At 42.8% G+C, this 20,010-nt stretch carries 14 protein-coding genes; 5 read left to right on the top strand and 9 right to left on the bottom strand.

Annotation, left to right across the window (positions count from 1 at the left end):
• Positions 1–249: 249 nt before the first annotated feature.
• The 3 genes from BHC43_RS05375 to BHC43_RS05365 all read right to left on the bottom strand — a co-directional run bounded on the left by BHC43_RS05375 (position 250) and on the right by BHC43_RS05365 (position 6,595).
• A complete protein-coding gene (locus BHC43_RS05375) occupies positions 250–684 on the bottom strand; it encodes a DUF3592 domain-containing protein (protein WP_100156737.1) in 435 nt (144 codons plus the stop codon).
• Positions 685–818: 134 nt separating this feature from the next.
• Positions 819–4,712: a translocation/assembly module TamB domain-containing protein gene (locus BHC43_RS05370; RefSeq protein WP_100156736.1), complete on the bottom strand. Its 3,894-nt coding sequence runs from the start codon at positions 4,710–4,712 to the stop codon at positions 819–821.
• Positions 4,712–6,595, bottom strand: coding sequence for an autotransporter assembly complex protein TamA (locus BHC43_RS05365; protein ID WP_257377990.1), 1,884 nt, complete (start codon positions 6,593–6,595; stop codon positions 4,712–4,714). Before BHC43_RS05365 ends, BHC43_RS05370 begins: the two co-directional genes overlap by 1 nt.
• Before the next feature lie 312 nt (positions 6,596–6,907).
• Here BHC43_RS05365 and kdsA point away from each other — a divergent pair, with 312 nt between their 5' ends.
• The gene (gene kdsA, locus BHC43_RS05360) at positions 6,908–7,747 is read left to right on the top strand and encodes a 3-deoxy-8-phosphooctulonate synthase (protein WP_100156740.1); all 840 of its coding nucleotides are present in this window, start codon (positions 6,908–6,910) and stop codon (positions 7,745–7,747) included.
• 75 nt (positions 7,748–7,822) lie between these two features.
• Here the strand turns inward: kdsA and BHC43_RS05355 are convergent, their stop codons facing one another.
• Positions 7,823–8,389 (bottom strand): adenine phosphoribosyltransferase, encoded by a 567-nt coding sequence (locus BHC43_RS05355; RefSeq protein ID WP_100141203.1) that lies wholly within the window; start codon positions 8,387–8,389, stop codon positions 7,823–7,825.
• A gap of 195 nt (positions 8,390–8,584) precedes the next feature.
• Here BHC43_RS05355 and BHC43_RS05350 point away from each other — a divergent pair, with 195 nt between their 5' ends.
• Positions 8,585–10,795: a RelA/SpoT family protein gene (locus BHC43_RS05350; protein WP_100151957.1), complete on the top strand. Its 2,211-nt coding sequence runs from the start codon at positions 8,585–8,587 to the stop codon at positions 10,793–10,795.
• Positions 10,796–10,912: 117 nt separating this feature from the next.
• Here BHC43_RS05350 and BHC43_RS05345 read toward each other — a convergent pair whose 3' ends face one another.
• From BHC43_RS05345 to BHC43_RS05335, 3 genes are all read right to left on the bottom strand, one after another.
• Entirely contained in the window at positions 10,913–11,689 is a 777-nt protein-coding gene (locus tag BHC43_RS05345) for an N-acetylmuramoyl-L-alanine amidase (RefSeq protein ID WP_100156735.1), read from the bottom strand.
• Positions 11,690–11,983: 294 nt separating this feature from the next.
• Positions 11,984–12,478, bottom strand: coding sequence for a hypothetical protein (locus BHC43_RS05340; protein ID WP_100156734.1), 495 nt, complete (start codon positions 12,476–12,478; stop codon positions 11,984–11,986).
• Between the two features lie 645 nt (positions 12,479–13,123).
• Positions 13,124–13,480 (bottom strand): MerR family transcriptional regulator, encoded by a 357-nt coding sequence (locus BHC43_RS05335; RefSeq protein WP_100156733.1) that lies wholly within the window; start codon positions 13,478–13,480, stop codon positions 13,124–13,126.
• A 141-nt stretch (positions 13,481–13,621) separates the two neighbouring features.
• Between BHC43_RS05335 and BHC43_RS05330 the strand changes: the two genes are divergently transcribed.
• The gene (locus tag BHC43_RS05330; protein WP_100156732.1) at positions 13,622–14,020 is read left to right on the top strand and encodes a carboxymuconolactone decarboxylase family protein; all 399 of its coding nucleotides are present in this window, start codon (positions 13,622–13,624) and stop codon (positions 14,018–14,020) included.
• Positions 14,021–14,457: 437 nt separating this feature from the next.
• Here BHC43_RS05330 and uvrC read toward each other — a convergent pair whose 3' ends face one another.
• Both uvrC and BHC43_RS05320 read right to left on the bottom strand, forming a co-directional pair.
• Positions 14,458–16,320 (bottom strand): excinuclease ABC subunit UvrC, encoded by a 1,863-nt coding sequence (gene uvrC, locus BHC43_RS05325; protein ID WP_100156731.1) that lies wholly within the window; start codon positions 16,318–16,320, stop codon positions 14,458–14,460.
• Between the two features lie 102 nt (positions 16,321–16,422).
• Positions 16,423–16,869, bottom strand: coding sequence for a DUF4124 domain-containing protein (locus BHC43_RS05320; RefSeq protein WP_100141210.1), 447 nt, complete (start codon positions 16,867–16,869; stop codon positions 16,423–16,425).
• Positions 16,870–17,062: 193 nt separating this feature from the next.
• Here BHC43_RS05320 and guaB point away from each other — a divergent pair, with 193 nt between their 5' ends.
• Together guaB and carA are read left to right on the top strand one after the other, a co-directional pair.
• On the top strand, positions 17,063–18,523 hold the full coding sequence (gene guaB / locus BHC43_RS05315; protein WP_100141211.1) for an IMP dehydrogenase: 1,461 nt from the start codon (positions 17,063–17,065) through the stop codon (positions 18,521–18,523).
• 309 nt (positions 18,524–18,832) lie between these two features.
• A complete protein-coding gene (gene carA, locus BHC43_RS05310) occupies positions 18,833–19,969 on the top strand; it encodes a glutamine-hydrolyzing carbamoyl-phosphate synthase small subunit (protein WP_100156730.1) in 1,137 nt (378 codons plus the stop codon).
• The last annotated feature ends 41 nt before the right edge of the window (positions 19,970–20,010 follow it).

Raw genomic sequence — 20,010 nt, 5'->3', positions numbered from 1 at the left:
TAAATATTCTGTTTGGCTAGTAGGTTTGGCTTAGACAGAATATTTAACTAGTATATAAATACGTAATTATAAGCCATGGTGATTTTTGTAAATATTTGAGATAATTTTATATCAATAGGATATTTTATTTAATTTTGCTCTTGCTATAGATTAGCTTTTAAAATTTAATATTTTAGTGATATGGGATTATAGTTCTTTTATTCTTGTGTTTACTGAGGCTTAATGTTTATATTTGAATGTTTGTAGAAACTAATTATGATTTTGTTTGTTTTGCCTGTATACAGATGCAGTGCAGCAACTAATGAAAATAGCGCTAGCAAAATAAAACCATAAATTTGTTTTAGTTAGATCGTTGTCTTTTATATCTGCAATTTCAGGAGAATATCTATTATAAAGAATTTTGATTTTCTCTCCTTCGTGTACATTAATCCAGGTTTTAATATCTTTGCTAATAACAACATTATTGTTTTTATCGAGATATTTGGCTGTTAATTCATAATAATCTGTCCCCTTTTTTTGATATTTATAAACGGTTTCTACAGTGGCTGAGGTTTCTATACCATGTATATAAACTCTGTAATAATAAGTAGCATAATATATGGCTACTATACTCAACATAGCGCTTATTAAGGTCCCAATCCAAAAATTTTTATCTTGATTATGTAAATCTAGTCTCTTTAACATAATTAATAATGTGCCCTTGAAATAAACTTTAAGAGTTATATTAATATACTATAATTTTTGATGGATAACGCAATTCGATGCTAAGTAAGCAGTTTAATTTTCGGCATAAATTTAACTTTAATTTAAGTTAATAATTAATCAAAACGTCGTGTATATCGGATTTCGCCACCTGCAGATCCTGTTCCTACACGTATGATGCTTTGCAGAGCTCGGCTGATCTGATAGGTAATGCTAACTGTTTGTGTAGCACTTTCTATTCCGTAAAGATAACTAATATATAGGTTGTTGGAAAGATGTTTGCCAATGGTAATGGCTTGTTCGGCCGGATTCATTTCGCCCGTTTGGCTATTGCGGGTTTGCTGGCTGGTTAGGCCAATTTCATCCAGCAGGCCAAGTTTATCGTTGAGACCGCCAGCCAGCCATGCGCTGGCAGCTGCGGCAATGGCTGCTTCATCGCCGGCGCTGCCGCTGCTGGGACGGTTGAGTATCAGCCATGACAGTTTGTCTTTTTCGCTCATGGCTTCGTTGGCGATAAGGTTGATACGTGGGCTGTCGAGGCGACCCAGTGCTTCAACTCCTGCTCCTACCTGAGAATATCGGCGTTTGGCACGGATTTTCAGGTTGGGGTTGTCCATCGGACCGACGAAGGAAATGGTGCTGCCATGCTGAATGACCAGATCTTGTCCGTAGGCTTTGTACTGTCCGCGCACAACATTCACAGTGCCGACAATCTGGATGGTGCTACCGGGATTGGCGCTGGCGTTGAGCTGACCACCTAGTAAAACATCTAATCCTTCGCCGCTGAATCTGAAGGCATTGTTCATATCTAAATCCAGATTAAGACGAATGGGTGTGGCGCGCTGCTGCTCGGTGGTTTTTTCACGGCCTAGAACAACTACGTCGTCATCAAGTTGTGGCATGCCGGATTTCTGCATGCCGAATAAACCTTTGTCTACTTTGAGTTTGCCATTCAGGACGATGCCATGGGCGATGGTATACAGCAGCTGCGTATTGCCGCTGAGGGTAAGACGGCGGTTTATCTGGTCAAAGATGTTGTAGTGGTCAAAATGGGCGGTGACGTTAATATCTGGAGTAAGTTTGGTCATGTCAACGACACCATTAAGTTTGATAGTACCGTCGCGGCGGGCGAAGGTGAGGCTGTCTATAAGCCAGCGACGACCCTGAAAATGACTTCTAAGACTGCCATTTTCGAGAATTGTGCCATTAGACTGATCACGATAATAAAGGTTGTTGCCGATGAGTGTGCCGTTTAGTAATGGTTCGTTCAGATGGCCACTGATGGTTGCGTTGGTGTGCATGCTACCATTGAGTTGCATGCCAATGGGCAGTAGATTGCGTACGCTACTGAGATCAGGACTGTCTATTTTAATATGGCCGCTGATGGGCGCATTACTAATTTGTCCGTTGGCGGCAGGGGTAATGATGAGTAGGGCATCGGTGGTGCCATAGCGGGTGAGGCCGCTGAGGTGGTTATCGATGTGACCATTCTGGAAACGGGTATCGAGTCGGACATTTTGCAGACCCAGTTTCTGCTGGTGCTGCGGTAGAATGATGTCGCCGCCCTGCTGATACAGTTTCAGATAGCCCTGCATGTTGCGGCTATAGCTGAAATTCCAGTCGCCACCGATTATCAGGTTTTGTTCGACGGGCAATTCAACGATGCTGTGCAACTCGCGCAAAGCGAGATTGCTGGCAGTGCCGCGGGTAATCAGTCCTTTGTTTTTGTCCCAATTGAGGTTGCTGAGGCTGAGGCTGCCACCCAGTGCCGCCCAACGTGCGTTCTGCATATTGACGCGTTGAGCTCCGGCTTCAAGTTGAATGGGGCTGAGCAGTTTGAGATTGAGGGCACCGTTGATATCTAGTGCGTTGACACGGCCTCGCCACTGATAATTTTTATCCATTCCGCCATGGGCATTAATGCTTAGATGATAGGATTTGCCATCGAGTGACAGACTGCTGTTGCCTTGTAGCTGATGCTGGTTGCCGCGGCCGTTAATTTTGATGTCGGTGTTGTTGATTGTAGTTGGTTTGCTTCCGTTGCTACCGGCTATGTATATGTGGTCTGCAGCCATGTTTAGCTGTAATGGCTGGGTAATATCGGGAGAACCAATAATTTTGAAATCCAGCTGGCTGATGTTAAGCAGTTTTGCGATTTGTAGGTTGCGGGCTGCACCGCTAAGGTTGGCGGTAATTTTTTTCGGTTCACCTGCAATAAAGCCTTTGGTGTTGAGTAGGCCTTTGAGGCCGAATCCAAAAAGACCGATATCAGGAGCGTTGATATCAAGATTGAGTTTATCGCCGGTTTTGCCGAAGCTGCCATTGGTGAGTATACGGTTGTGGCCAGCGTTGAGATTGATGTTGGCTTGCTCCAGATGCTGGTTGCGATAGCGGATTATGGCTTTGCCGGAAAGTGCTGCTCCAGAGAGTATGCTGTTGTGCCACAGCATGTCTGCTTGAATGGCCGGTTGCTGTGCCAGCTGACCGCTGACGTTGATATGGCCGTTGATGCTGCCGGCAGGAAAGCTGGAGTTGACTTTGGACGGGTTGAAATTATTGCTGTTTATAGCCAGTTGCAGGGCTTGATTTTGATACAGTGCTAGGCTGCCTTTGGCACTAAAGCTACCACCTTTATTCGGGGTGAGGTTCAGTTTGTCGAGTATCAAGGTCTGTTGATGTTTTTGTTCATCGGTAATGATTTGAATGGAACCATCGCTGCTGCCTTTTTCGCTGGACAGCAGCCATTGGGTATTTAAGCCGTTGAAGCTGCCAGATACGCGGATGTGTCCATTGAGCGAACCAGGCAATGGTGTAGTCAAAGCGTCATCTGCATAGATTCGTAACAACTGGCTATTGATGTCCAGCTGTTTAGCAGCGCTGTCTATGCTGCCGCGGGTGATGATTTGCCCTTGCCGAAGCAGGCGTGTGGTCAGGGCTGGTAACTGAAGCTTGCCATTGCTGTCGATGTTGATATCGCCTTCAATACTGCGGATAGGTAAACCGGAGCTTTTAGCATCATTATAGGCACGTGGCTGTTCGTTACCCAGTTTGATGTGGCCGGCCAGTTGGTTCTGGCTGTTTTTAACGGGAGTTAGGTCTAAGTTGAGATTAAGATCAGCAAAAGGAAGGCTGCTGCTAAAGGCAGCAGGATTGATATGGCGGCTTTGTAGGTTGAAGCTGACTATTTTACGATTGAGTTGTAAGGCGTAAGGTCTGAGAATGGCATGAGTGCGAAAATGGATATCTCCGCCATCCAGACGGGCAAATAGGTCGGGCTGTTGTAGGCTGCCTTTAATCAAGGCGGCACTTTCTACAGCGGTTTTATCCAGCGTGCCGTTGCCATTTAGTTGTCCGTTCAGTGCAAACGGTGTTTGAGTAGCAATGGCAATATTGCCTTGAAGGTTCTGCCATGGAGTATTCAGTTGGTTGAGGACAAGCTGATGCTTGCGGTAATCATATGTATAGCTGGCCTGACTATTGAGCAAAACCGGAGTCTGTTTTTTGCCGAGAGTGAAGTTGCCAAGCTGGATGCTATCAATTTGAATTTGTAAAGGCAGATTGATGCTATTGGGTAGTGTGGGAACTGGTTTCGGGGTGGGGACGCTGTGGTCGGTGTAGTTGATTTTGCCAACATCTAACAGCCGCACGTGAAATCGTCGTTGCCATAATTCGCGGTTGTTCCAGTTTAGCTGGAGTTTATCAATGGTTAAATCAAAATCGCGATGGCTGACATGGATGTCTGAACCGGCAAAGCCTTGCCAAATTGTGCCGTTCAGTTTTTGGGTGCTGATGTGTACACCAAACCATTTAGGTACGGTATGAACGCTGAAGCGAAGACCGGATTCGGTGCCGACCAGCCAGCACACTAAGGCGATGATGATGATTATGAGGCCAAGCAGGGTGAATAGGCTGGCTTTTAGCCAGCTTTTCCAACGTGGATTGCGCGGTGGCTGTGGAGTGGTTTCGGGTATGGCTGAAGTTTCGCCTGAGTGAAGTATGGTTTCAGCCATTAGAATTTTGTTCCCAAACTGATAGACCAGCGCCATTTTTTATCATGATGGCCGTAGGCGATGTCGAAGGCAAAAGGGGCAACGGGGCTAAACCAGCGTACGCCTAAACCAGAGCCATGACGCCATTGCATGTCGCTGAAATTTTTGGACACTGAACCGGCATCGTGAAATAGAGCCAGAGCAAAATCTTTGTACACCGGAATTTGGTATTCCACGCTGGCTACGGCCAGTGTACGGTTAGGTAATACGGAACTATGTGAGCTTTTGATACCAATGCTATCGAGCTCATAGCCTCTAACGCTACCGGCACCACCGGCACGAAACATGAGAATGGAAGGGACATTGACAGCATCACCGGTATGCACATAGCCAATTTGACTGCGTAACACCCATGTGCCGTATTTTTTGTTTTCCGGTGTGTAGTAATAGCCACCGCTGGCCGTTACCCGCTGCATGGAAGCGGATGCCAATAGTTTTCCCAGTGTAGTACCGATTTTCCCTTCCAGATAATAGCCATTGGCTGGCCTTAGCTGGGTCTGAATATTCTGACGCTTCCAAGAAGCGGTCAGCATAGTGGCATAGCTATGACCAAGCTCGGGGCCATCTTCAATTTTGCTGCTTTCAGTAATATATTCAATGCCAATACGGGAGTCTATGCCATTGCGGTCTCGTACTTTCCAGATACCGCTAGACAGGGCACGGCTTTCCAGATGCTGTACGGTAGAATAAGTATAGTTGAGATTACTGGTCCAGTAATGGCCACGGCTGTTGCGCGGCTGGCTCAGGCCAAAACCAAAGGTGGTTTCGTAGCGGTCGGTATCTAGCAAGGTGGAGCCGACAAAGCCTTTATGGAACACATTGTAATGGTCATAGCCACCGCGGAATCCGGGACCATTTTTGGTGTCGTAACGTAAACCAAAGGTCAGTTTCTGACGACGCATTTCGCTTACTTTTACCAGTACAGGTACGCGGTCATTTACCATGTGGTCAAAATCGGCACTGACCACGGCATTGCCATAATGGCTGTCTTGTTCCAACGCTTGTTGATAATCAAGCAGTTTGTCCAGATCATAAGGTGATCCGGGGCCGAAACCGGCCATTCCGGTAACAATAGACACAGGATAGCGCTCGTTGCCGCTTACCTGTATATCGCCGAAATAGATAGGCTGTTTGCTGTCTACAGTAAGTGAAAGGTCAGCCAAATTTTTTTGCGGGTCAATAGTGGCGCGGCTGGCACTGATGGTGGCCAATGGATATTTTTTACGCACGATGGCGGAGAGTACCGAAGATTTGCTGGCTGACCAGTTGCTCTGAGTAAAAGGGTCACCAACTGGTAGTACCCAGTTGTCAACGGCGCTTTTGTAGTAATTGGTCAGGTCGTCATCTGCTGTAACGTTGCCGCTCAACGAAATATTGACATTTTCAATTTGAGTACGGGGGCCAGGGTCGATATGTATCAGATAGCCATCTCTTTGTTTTTCGAGATTGACTTTTGCATTGAAATATCCCTCTGTTTCAAGCATGGTCTGCGTTTGCTGAGGTGCTTCCTCCGCCAAAAATCCAAGCTGCTCATCATCAAGGTCTTCGATCAATTGCTGAGTAATCAGTGGCAGATGGTCTGTAATTAATTTTTGCAGCGCAGAATTATTGACATCAATAGTGACAGGTACCCGCGGAGTTTTCGGCGGTTGATGCTTGTGTTCTTCGCGATACTGGTGCGGATGCAGTAATCGGTGCAGTAAGCCGGTTTTCGGTGGTGGAATGTCGTCTTCTATATCATCGCTGTCTGCTGGCAGACTGGCCGCCCATACCATTGAGGTAAGGGTGGTGAGCAATATACTCTGTAGCAGCCCGTGCAGGCGTTTCTGCGAGATATATATCAAGATTAATCCTGTAGGGTTATGTTTAGTGCGGCGTTTTCTAAAGATAAAAGGTATGTCGGGTGATTACTGGCCTGTTATTTTAGCTATTGTAGCGCGAAAATAGTAGTCAAACCTATACTGAAAACGGTGGCGATGTTATGAAAACGTAAAATTAACATTATTTTTGTATGGTAAGTTTGAATCAAGTTAACGATTATCGCGGTTAATGAGATTTGTACGCTGAGCAAACTATTTTGTAGAATGCGGGTTTATGCTGGTCTGGGCACTGATGTCCACGTACCGGAACCTGAGTGAGGATTGATTGTGACCAAGATTGTTCATGTTGGTAATATTTCAGTAGCCAATGATTTGCCACTGGTGCTGTTTGGTGGCCTGAATGTACTGGAAAATCTGGATTTGACTTTGCGTACTTGTGCGCATTATGTTGAGGTAACTCGGAAACTGGGCATTCCTCTGGTGTTCAAGGCATCATTTGATAAAGCCAATCGTTCTTCGATTCATTCCTACCGTGGTGTGGGTTTGGATGAAGGTATGAAAATTTTTACCGCGGTAAAACAAGAATTTGGTGTTCCAGTAATTACGGATGTACATGAACCGTATCAAGCTGCACCGGTAGCAGAAGTGGCAGATGTTTTGCAGTTGCCGGCATTTCTTGCTCGCCAGACTGATTTGGTGGTGGCACTGGCGCAGACGGGTAAGGTGGTGAATATCAAAAAGCCGCAGTTTTTGAGTCCGCACCAGATGAAGAATATTGTTGATAAATTCTACGAAGCGGGCAATCAGCAGCTGATTCTGTGTGAACGAGGCAGCAACTTCGGCTATGACAATCTGGTGGTAGATATGCTGGGCTTTGGGGTGATGAAAAAAGTCTGTGACGATTTGCCGATTATATTTGATGTTACCCATGCGTTGCAGCAACGGCAGGCAGATGCAGCCGCTTCTGGTGGTCGTCGCAGCCAAGTGCTGGATTTGGCTCTGGCCGGTATGGCCACGCGGCTGGCTGGATTATTTCTTGAAGCTCATCCTGATCCAGATAAAGCGCGTTGTGATGGTCCGAGTGCCTTGCCGCTAGACATGCTGGAACCATTTTTGGCTCAGGTTAAAGCAGTGGATGAGTTAGTAAAAACCATGCCTGTACTTGAGATTAACTGATTGATCATATACCAATAAAAAAGCAGAGATATTTATCTCTGCTTTTTTGCATCTCAGTAAAACTGGCTTAAAAATTTATTGCTCCACAGAACCTGAATTCTGATACAAGGTAAATAGTGGAACACCTTCATTGCGAATTCTTTTTCCACCAGGTAAATCAGTGAATTCGATTATGGCTGCAGCCTCAACAACTTCTGCACCTAGTTTGCGAATGAGTTTGGCACCTGCCGTCATGGTGCCGCCGGTAGCTACCAGATCATCAACCAGCAGTACTCGAGTACCGGGTTTTACAGCATCTGTATGCATTTCAATAGTAGCATGGCCGTATTCCAGTTCATAACTTTCAGCAATCGTTGTGAAAGGTAATTTGCCTTTTTTTCTGATGGGAACAAACCCAACATTAAGCTGGTAAGCTAATGCTGCACCGATAATAAATCCTCGTGCATCCAGACCGGCTACTACGTCAATTTTCTGATCCATATAACGATAGACCATTAAATCAACCAGTAGGCGGAAATACTGCGGACTTTGCAATACCGGTGTAATGTCATGAAATAAAATTCCTTCCTGCGGCCAGTTTGGAATTTTGCGAATTTTTGCAGCCAGCGCTTCAACACCTATGACTTCAGGGTGAGTCTGCATTATAAATCCTTTAAAAATAAAGACTATATGCGAAAGCTATAAACGCAGGACGAGCGAGGTTATCTGCATATAGTGTATGCGAAAGGTGCGCATAATAGCACTATTCGAGTTTTTCTACAGCCCATACTGAAGCAGAAACTTGTGGCTTTTGGTACAATTGCCAGCATAATTTACACAAATCAACAGGTTGATAACATGGTTAGCACGCCTGATACTATTCTCGCCACACCCGCCCATGCGCCATGTGTTTGGCTGGATGAATATATTGCCACTTTGCCTCCAGCTATGGCGACAATGCTACGGCATGCTCAGGCTTTGATGGATAGTGGTTATCCGCAGAATGCAGTTACCTTTTGTGGTGAAAACTTGTGCAGTAATCTGATGATAGCCGCCAAAAGCGTAGCGGATATGGATTTAATGGCCGATGCAGTGGCCGCTACTTTACTAAGTTGTCTGCCCAACTACGTGACTGACTGGAAAACCATCGTAAAAGAGCAGTGTGGTGAGAGTGTAATGCAACTGGTGGCAGGTTTGTATCAGGTGCAGAAGCTAACCTATTTTGTCAGTATCAGCCCGCTGGCTACAACGGAAGAGCGCCAGCAGCAGGCAGAAGCCATGCGCCAGATGCTGCTTGCAATGGTATCTGATATTCGCGTGGTGCTGATTAAGCTGGCAATGCGTGCGCAGACCATGAATTATCTGAGCAAGGTAACCGATGAAGCGTTGAAAAAGGCTGTGGCCAAGGAGACCATGACCGTATTTGCCCCACTGGCCAATCGGCTTGGTGTATGGCAACTGAAATGGCAGCTTGAAGATTTAAGCTTCCGTTATCAGAATCCAGACGAATACAAAAAAATTGCACGTTTGCTAGATGAAAAGCGCACTGAGCGGCTGGATTATATTGAGCACTTTGTAGATACCCTTAGACAACAGCTTAGTCGCCTGAATATGCATTTTGAAGTAGCGGGCCGGCCGAAACATATCTATTCTATTTACCGCAAAATGGTAAAGAAGAAACTAAGTTTTGACGGATTGTATGATATTCGTGCTGTGCGTATTCTAGTCGATACTGTAGCCGACTGTTATGCAACGCTGGGTATCGTACACAGCCTGTGGCAGCCGATTCCGGGCGAGTTTGATGATTATATTGCCCATCCCAAACCCAATGATTATCAGAGCCTGCATACTGTTGTGGTGGGGCCGGAAGACAAAGGGGTGGAAATCCAGATACGTACTTTTGATATGCATCGCTATGCCGAATTCGGCGTGGCTGCACACTGGCGCTATAAAGAGGGTGGTAAAGGCAATGAGGCTTACGAGCACAAAATTGCCTGGCTGCGTCAGCTACTCGATTGGCGTGAAAATTTAGCCGAAAACGGCAACGATCGTGAAGACTTGTCTCGTGCATTTCAAACAGAACTCTTTAACGATACCATTTATGTGCTGTCGCCGCATGGCAAAGTATTTTCTTTACCTGCCGGTGCTACCCCGATTGATTTTGCCTATGCTTTGCATACCGACATCGGTAACCGCTGCCGGGGCGCAAAAGTAGACGGACAGATTGTGCCTTTATCCACACCGCTTGAAAATGGCCAACGCGTGGAAATCATCACTGCACGTGAAGGTAAGCCCTCTGTAAACTGGTTGCATGACGGATGGGTGAAGAGCAATAAAGCTATCAGCAAAATCAGGGCGTTTATCCGTCAGCAGAATGGAGAATCGATACGCGAATCCGGTCGTACAGCACTGGAAAAGCAGCTGGTTAAACTACAGGTACAGCCCAACACGCATAAATTGGCGGAAGCGCTTGGATTTAGCAGTGTAGATGATTTATATCTGGCTATGGGGCATGGAGAGGTATCCGGCCGCATGATTCAGAAAGCGGTTGATACCATGATGGAAAAACCGGAAACACCGGTTACAGAAAATCATCTGGTCAAACGCAGTAAAATTAAAAACAATTTTGGTGGTGTGCTGGTGGATGGTGAGGCTGGGCTCTATACCACGCTCGCCAAATGCTGCAAACCAGCCTTTGGAGATGACATTATCGGTTTCGTTACTCGTGAACGGGGTATCTCCATTCATCGCAGTAACTGCTCTTCATTTCAGTATCTGGCGCAAATTTCACCTGATAAGGTATTACCTGCTTCTTGGGCCAATGATTCAGCTAATCAGGTCTTTGCTATCGATATTGAAATTCGTGCACGTGATCGCAGTGGGCTATTGCGTGATATTTCAGAAACACTGGCACGGAACCGTCTTAATGTTACCGCTGTACAAACCCTTTCACGTGATCTTGAAGCTCAGTTGCGTTTTACTGTTGAAGTACATCAGGTAAATGATTTACCGCGCGTGTTGAGTAATTTAAGTGATGTCAAAGGCGTATTATCGGTAACACGCTTGTAAAGTAGGGATTAGAATTTAGAAAAGTTGCAGGATTATTGAAAAAAACCACGAACCATATTTAGCGGTTCGTGGAAGAAAAATAATTGCTTTTAACGTCTTTTTCTATACGGCAATAGTTTATTGTGCAGGTAAATATTTATTTACCAGTGCATATAAAATAGCTGCTGTTTCAAAGTCTAGTTTTCCGTCATATTTTTTGGGACGAAAGTGAAGCTGGAAAGCCCGGATTAACTTACTGAACTGTTCTGCATTGGTATCTGCTCCGGTAATATCATAGCCATAGCGGCTTAACTGTTTTAACACTTCTGAATTGTCTGGAATACCTTGTTTTCTGAACCGAGTTTCGAAATGTAATTTTGTTTTGGTCTCGTACCATGCACCGATACCGGCTTCATACAGTTCTTTCCATGGGAAAGCTGCCCCGGGGTCGCTTTTACGTTGAGGTGCAATATCAGAGTGACCAACAACATTAGTTGGACTGATATCCGGATAACGCTGCAGAATGTTCAAACAAAGCTCTTTGATCGCTTTAAACTGATTCAGCTTATAAGGTGGAAAAGTAAAAATGCCGTTATTATCAGTAGCTAAATTAACTATTTCGATCCCAATTGATGTATCGTTAAGATTATTACGCCCTTGCCAGCTACTAACTCCTGCATGCCATGCACGGTCTGTTTCTGAGACTAGATTAAAAATCCGCATTTCATTAAAGCCCGCTGCTTGATAGCTGAGTTCAGTATCATCAGGTATTAAATAATGAATACTGGTAGCTGAGCCACTCAAAGATTTTACAGAATCTGCAAAATTTTCTGCCGTATAGTGTAATACTAGAAAGCGCACGCGCTGGTTAAAACCGCCAACAGAGCGGTAACTATTGTAATCAATAGAATACATTCTATTTTCTCCTTTGTAATTTTTTTCCCTTCTCTAGATTCAAACAAGTCTGAAGTTATGTTTTCAAGAAAAGGTAATACATTATATAACTAAAATTATATTAAGCAATATCTAATATAAAATATTATAATTTCAAATTATTTAGCATTAAATTTTTAATATTATGCATTAAAGGTTTATATTCAGTATATTGTCTTAATTCAATCTATTATAGGATTTATATAGTATGTTTATTGTTGATTAACTATAGGGTTGTTGGTAACAAATAAAATTAGGAAGGCTGTATGTTTTAGTTTAGTGAGGCAGACATTTATGTGTAATGTGCAGATAAATATTATTAGCAAGTTTGGCTAGAAATAGCATAAAAGAACTGATACTAGTGCATAAGAAAAAGAAAAGGATAGCTGTAAAAACTAATATTGCTACTGAATCTGGGCTGATTTCAAAGCCTGACCAGATTATTAGATATTTTCCACCATACCAAGACGAGAAAAGCAGGATGACAGACAGAATCAGACCCACCGATAATGTTTTTAAAGAGGGCGATGGATTCATTTCTGAATGAAAAAAAATAGCTTTGAAAATACTGACATTAATAATAATGAGGTAAACAAAAAAGCATATTAGTGCGCATACAGCAATAAACGCACAAGAACCGGCCTGATCACAAGTATCGAAAAAATACCATCCCAAAATACCAATAATAAAAACAGTATAACTAGCAAGTGAAATCAGTAATTGTTTAGCTAGTTTTCCTTTGTTAAAAAAGGTTAATATATTTTTGGGCATAATTATCTATTACGAATATAACTAGAAAAAGTAATTATATTTACAAGTATGTTTTAATGTAAAGCTATATAAAGTTATCAGCTAATGCTTGTTGTTATCTCAGTCTAACTTCAATCTTGTGCAATGGATACATACTCTAAACAGACCGCCAAAATGTAGCAACTTGGCTTTAGCTCGTTTAGGCAATGGCGAATATTTGATAAGATTGTTATGCATTGTCTGTAATATACATGTAGAGTCGAATAGCGCGATTCATCGAGGATATTGCACTGTTAATGTGTGAGTATCGTGGCAAAATGGTTTTACTTTTGGGTACTTTATAAAAATGCTGACAATTAGTATTCAAATACTGAGTTTCTGTCCCTCATCCAGTGGCATATGTACCTGACCATTACGGCCAGCAATCCGCATCCGACTATTTGTATAAGCTTTTAACATTTCCAGTCAGTCAACCAAAATAATGGCTCGGTACTTTATGATATATGTATATTTATTATGTGCCATTCTGGATATACAGTATCATTTTTAATAAAAAGTATCCTCCTTAGTTGAGATGTTATCGTGTTTGTTAATTTCCATTTTTAGTAGCAGTTTTTTTACTACATTATTAACCTTTTTAAAATTCAGAATTTACAGTCTTTAGTTTTATTTGGTCAACTCGAGATAACTTTTAATTTTATGTTCAATAAATTTAATGTTTTCATTGAGTTTATCCTGCTCTAGATGTAAAGAATCCAATTGCTCAAAGAGGAGAACTAGTCTTTGTGGTATGGTTTTATTTCCCTGATAGCGCAACCTAGCATATTCCTGCATTTTTTTTATACTCATATCAGTTTTTTTCAGTCTAAGGATAAACTTTACCCAATTAATATCTTTTTCCGTATATACACGGCGATTATTTTGATCTCTAGTTGAAAATATTAATCCTTGTTTTTCGTAAAAGCGAAGTGTATCAATGGATAGACCACACAATTTTGAAAATTGACCAATTGAATATTGCATATTAGTTATCTATATTTTAATTACTTTATGTAATCGTTATTATATTTTGAAATTTTCAAATTACTAAAAAAATGGTGTTGACGTGGAGTGAACTCCAGCATTTATCCTAAATCTGTAATCAAAACTTAAAAGGGAAACAAAATGGCTGAATTAAATCGTTTTGAAACAGGTTTAAAAAATCTGGCAAAAGTGGATGAAATCGGTGGTCAGGCTGTGATTGATTCATTAGCAGGTCTGTATGAAGATGTAGGTAAATATATCATTGAATTTGCTTTTGGTGATATCTATGAACGTGGGGTTCTGGATTTAAAACAAAGAGAAATGATTACTATCACTAGCTTGCTTACGCAAGGCGATACAGTACCGCAATTACACTTTCATATCAATAGTTCTTTGAATGTGGGCCTGACTCGAGAAGAAATCATTGAAACTTTCATTCAAGCTTTACCATATGTGGGTTTTCCTAGAGTACTAAATGCAGTTAATGTAGCTAAAGAAGTATTTAAGAAAAGAGATGAAGAAGGCAAAGTGGGTATTTAAAATATTTTTTCTTTTGAATCTATACATTTAGTTCACACAAATCACTTCCATACAACGAAGTGATTTTTTGTTTAAGCTAGTAATCATTTTGATTGATTAAAAGCATTTATTAGATAATATTTTAGGATAAATGCTGGTATTGATTCAGGATTTATATGCATTATTATAATTTTGAAAATTGCCTAATTTGCAAAAATTCTCAACTGTATATCAGCAATAAATAAAGATAAATAAGTAATCAATCCCATGGTTCAGAAAGACACAGAAACCAATTTATTCATATCTAACCAAGCAATATGGTTAACGAAAAAAATAATAAATTTAAATTGCTGATCAGTAACGGTTTCTGTGTTTTGCAATATTTCTATATTAGGCTATTAATTAAAAGTACTTAATTATTTATGTAATTTAAATCTATACTAAGTTATATGCTTGTATTAATGTAGGGCAGCATAAATTTTTTCAGCCAGTGCCTGACTGATTCCTTCTGTTTGGCTTAAGTCATGCACGCTTGCAGCTACTACGCCACGCAACCCACCAAACCTTGTTAAAAGGGCTTGTCTGCGTTTGCTGCCGATACCGGGAATATTGTTTAGTGAAGAAGTAACTCTGGCTTTGGCTCGTTTTTGGCGATGGCCTGTGATGGCAAAACGATGTGACTCGTCACGTACTGTCTGCAATAAATGCAGTGCTGGATTATGTGGTTCTACACGTATATTGCGCTGTTGATGTGGAATGATAAGTTCTTCGAGACCGGCTTTGCGTTCTGGACCTTTGGCGATACCTACAATCGGAATATGAATACCCAGTTCCTGCCACACATCTAGAGCCATATGTACCTGACCTTTACCGCCATCAATCAGTACCAAATCTGGCCAAGCGCCAATGCTGTCATCATTATCAGCAAGCCGTCCATAGCGACGGGTTAATACTTCTCGCATAGCTGCATAATCATCACCGGCTTTTGCTGTAGTAATATTATAGCGGCGGTATTTAGCTGGCTGCATAGCCTCATCCTCATATACTACACAAGATGCAATTGTAGCTTCCCCCTGTGTATGGCTGATATCAAAACATTCAATGCGATTCAGACTTTCTGCATCCATATCCAGTAATTGTGCTAGGGCTTCAATACGGTGTTGTTGGCTATGCTGTTGCAACCGATATTGTTCAATGGCCATCTGTGCATTACGTTCCGCCATCTGCAACCAAACACGCCTTTCTCCGACAGTATTATGTATAAACTGAATTTGCCGGCTGTTTTCTGCATTCAGTGCATCACATAAACTTTTAGGTAATTGAAAGTTACTGATTATTATATCTGGTTTGTTTTTACCTAAATAATGTTGAGCTACAAAGGCTTCACCGTAATGATTGAGCTTTTCAGTGACACGAAAGCGTGTATCTGGGAAAAAATTTTTATCCCCAACATGACGGCCACCGCGAATACTTACCCAATGGATACAAACAATATCGTTTTCTTCAGATAGGGCAAGTATATCAATATCATTCTGATTAGCTTGCTTGCTGTCAATAAATTGCTGGGATTGCATCAGCCCTAATGCTTGAATTTGATCTCGTACTTGCGCCGCTGTTTCAAAATCCAGTTGCTGAGCAGCCTGCTGCATTTTTTCATGCAGTGTGGCTGTTAATTCTCGGGTCTTGCCTTGTAAAAAGCTAACAGCAGCTTTAACGCTACTCTGGTAGTCTTCTACACTGATATGGCCGACACAAGGGCCGGAACATCGTTTGATTTGATATAGAAGACAAGCACGGTCACGATGTTCAAATACGCTATCTTCACAGGTACGCAGCCGGAAAACCTTTTGTAAAGTTTGGATACTGTTTCTGACCGCGTAGCCATTTGGATAGGGACCAAAGTATTGGTTTGGTTTTTTCAGATTACCGCGATAATAAGCCATTTGCGGAAAACGGTGACCGGTAAGCATCAGGTAGGGGTAGCTTTTATCATCGCGGAATAAGATATTGTATTTGGGAGACAAAGCTTTAATAAAATTGTTTTCCAGTATCAATGCTTCGGTTTCCGAATGAGTAGCCGTGACCTCTATTCGTGCTACCTGTTTTACCATGAGCTGAATGCGCGGGGACAGGTCGGTTTTTTGAAAATAACTGCTCACGCGGCGTTTCAAATTTACTGCTTTGCCAACATATAATACTTTGTCATGAATATCCAACATGCGATATACCCCCGGCACCAATGGCAGGTTTTTTAGAAACAGGGCTATATCGAATTTATTTTTGTCTTCAGAACTAGATGAAGTGTCAGCAATTTCGGTCATGGTGGTGATTCATTCAGGTTAGCAACTGTGCAGCCATAAAAAAAGTCCATAAGCTGCATACACAACTTATGGATGATGAGTGAAATAGTCAAGAGTAAAAAATTAATTACAATTCAGACGCACATCTTCATCATATCGCTGTATCAGCGCGTCGCGGTTGTTGGTACGTAGGCTGTCGGCCATTTTCCGATTCATCTGTGCTGTTTTACAGGCAGATTCACGATTTTTCTTATTTTGTGCTTCAATTTTCTTATTCTGTTCATCGGTTTTTTTATTTTGTTCTTCAATTTTGCGATTCAGTTGTGCTTGTTGTTCAGTTAAGGTGTCTGAACCAGCCTGAGCGCTGGGCTGCGGTGCAGCCAGTGGGGTGGCAACTTGTGTGCGTACATTAAAACGCTGGGTTTTGGCCGGAGTCAGTTGTACTGGTGCGTCTGAATATTCATTCACACCTTTCTTATCGCGCCAGGTGTAAACTTCTACCGCACCTGCCATTATCGTGCTGCCCATCAGTACTACTGCCAGAGACATTTTCAGTATTTTGTGACGCATGTTTACTTTTCCTTCGCGTTTGAAAATATATGTTTTGACTATTATACGATAAAAAAACTTTTTGATTACCAATACACCAGATTGTACAGAATGTGTAAAAGTATATTTTGCCAGTATGTCGCGGATTTGTTAAAATTGCACGCCAGTTCTTCCATCTGAATCTTCCTCTTTCTTCAAATAAAGAAGCCCTAAAATGCGTATAGTCGAAAAAGCTTACACTTTTGACGACGTGCTACTCGTACCTGCTCATTCTGAAGTACTGCCGCGCGACGTTATACTTAAAACCCCTCTTACCCGTCATATTAGCCTGAATCTGCCACTTGTTTCTGCGGCAATGGATACGGTAACAGAAGCTAAACTGGCTATTTCTATGGCACAGGAAGGCGGAATTGGCATTATTCATAAAAACATGAGCCCGGAACGGCAGGCACGCGCTGTTGCTAATGTAAAACGTTATGAAAGTGGCGTGGTTAAAGACCCTGTTACTATCAGTCCAGACACGTTGATAGGGGATTTAATCGGCCCTGGTCGTAAATATAAAGTATCTAGTTTACCGGTATTGGAAAACGGTAAAGTAGTCGGACTGGTCACCAACCGTGATTTGCGCTTTGAACGCAATCTACAACAAAAAGTAGCCAGCATCATGACACCGCGTGAGCGTCTGGTTACAGTCAGTGAAACCACCAGCATCAATGATGCACGTGAATTAATGCACACGCATAAAATCGAACGTGTACTGGTGGTTAATGCTGACTGGGAATTAAAAGGTCTGATTACTGTTAAAGATATTCTGAAAAATACTGCTTTTCCTAATGCTAATAAAGACAGTGAAGGCCGTTTGCGTGTCGGTGCGGCTGTAGGCGTAGGTCATGATACAGAAGAGCGCGTAGCAGCTCTGGTACAGGCCGGTGTTGATGTACTGGTGGTGGATACTGCCCATGGCCACAGCCAAGGCGTGATTGAGCGTGTACGCTGGGTAAAAGAGCATTATCCAGAAGTAGATGTTATCGGTGGTAATATTGCCACCGCTGCCGCTGCCCGCGATCTCGTGGCAGCAGGAGCGGATGCGGTAAAAGTAGGTATTGGCCCCGGTTCTATCTGTACCACACGCATTGTAGCCGGTGTGGGTGTGCCGCAATTGACAGCTATTCATAATGTGGCCACTGCGCTGGCCGGAACGGGAGTGCCGCTAATTGCAGATGGTGGTATCCGTTTTTCTGGTGATTTGGCCAAAGCTCTAGCTGCTGGAGCATCGTCTGTGATGCTTGGTGGTATGTTTGCCGGTACTGAAGAAGCCCCTGGTGAGATAGAGCTGTATCAAGGACGCTCTTATAAATCTTACCGCGGTATGGGTTCAATGGGTGCTATGAGTCAGGGTTCTTCTGACCGCTATTTTCAAGATAATGTATCCAGTGCTGACAAATATGTGCCGGAAGGTATAGAAGGGCGAGTTCCTTATAAAGGGCCTATCAGCCAGATTATCCATCAATTGGTAGGTGGATTACGTTCAAGCATGGGTTATCTAGGATGTAAAACCATCCATGATATGCATGAGAAAGCGGAATTTGTGGAAATTACCGCCGCTGGTATGAGCGAATCGCATGTACATGATGTACAGATTACCAAAGAAGCACCGAATTACCATGTTCGCTGACAAATTGTTGTAAGATTTGATACTCGTGTAAAGGACAGCTTTCGGGCTGTCCGGCAACTTAATAAATATTTTCTCTTTTATTATTGATACCTGCATTGCCAAAGCAGGAAGGATTAGCTAAAATGCATTGCTTTCATGGCAGTGTAAGAAGCAGATTCTGCTGTCATATTCAAGCACGTAGCTCACGTATTTTTGCGTGAAGTGGCGTGTTTTTTTTTGCCTGCAAATGGTAAAGGAAAGCACAATTCATTACCCATAAAAACTGACTGTCGCTATGGCAACAGTCTGATTAAACCAAAGGACTCATCCATGACTACAAACGCAATTTTGGTGTTGGCTGATGGTTCCGTATTTCATGGTGTCAGCATTGGTGCAGCAGGGCAGGCAGTTGGTGAAGTTGTCTTCAACACCAGCATGACTGGCTATCAGGAAATTCTCACTGACCCGTCTTATACTCAGCAGATGGTAACGCTCACTTATCCGCATATTGGTAATACCGGTGTGAACAGTGAAGATACAGAAAGCAAACAAATTTATGCTGCTGGTTTGATTGTTCGTGATTTACCTCTTCTGCACAGTAATTTCCGTGCTGAAGAAAGTTTGGCTGATTATTTAATACGTCATAACACTGTGGCAATTGCAGATATTGATACACGTCGTCTTACTCGTTTGCTGCGTGATAAAGGTACTCAAGCCGGCTGTATTATAACTGGTAATGATACCAGCATTGACCAAGCACTGGAGCTAGCACGAACTTTCGGCAGCATGGCAGGTAAAGATTTAGCACAACAAGTAAGCTGCACTACTCAGTATGAATTTACACAGGGAGAATGGCAGCTTGGACAGGGTTTTACACAGCCGCCGGCAGCTAAGTTTCATGTGGTTGCTTATGATTTTGGGGTTAAAACTAATATCCTGCGCATGTTGAGTGAACGTGGCTGCCGATTAACTGTTGTACCTGCAACCACACCGGCAGCAGAGGTGCTGGCGCTGAATCCGGATGGCGTATTTCTCTCTAATGGCCCCGGCGACCCAGAGCCCTGTGATTATGCGATCAATGCGGTGCAAGAGATATTGGTTCATAAACTGCCGCTATTTGGTATTTGTTTGGGACATCAGCTACTTGGCCTGGCACTGGGTGCTCAGACGCGTAAAATGCCTTTTGGTCATCATGGTGCCAACCATCCTGTACAAGATATGGATACAGGGCGTGTAGTGATTACTAGCCAGAACCATGGCTTCGAAGTAGATGCTGCTACCTTACCGGACAATGTTCGCATTACCCATAAATCATTGTTTGATGGTTCCCTACAGGGCATCAGCCTGATTAACCAGCCGGCGTTTTCTTTTCAGGGGCATCCTGAAGCAAGCCCCGGACCGCATGATGTTTCCTACTTATTCGACCGTTTTATCGAACAAATGCAGACAGCCAGACAGAGCAAATAATTTAATTTTATTCACTACAATATTGATAATTAGCATAAATA

This window comes from Snodgrassella alvi, from assembly GCF_002777855.1.
Taxonomy (GTDB): domain Bacteria; phylum Pseudomonadota; class Gammaproteobacteria; order Burkholderiales; family Neisseriaceae; genus Snodgrassella; species Snodgrassella alvi_E.
The sequence above is the reverse complement of the archived record's forward strand: the minus strand, read 5'-3'. Positions and strand labels throughout refer to the sequence as shown.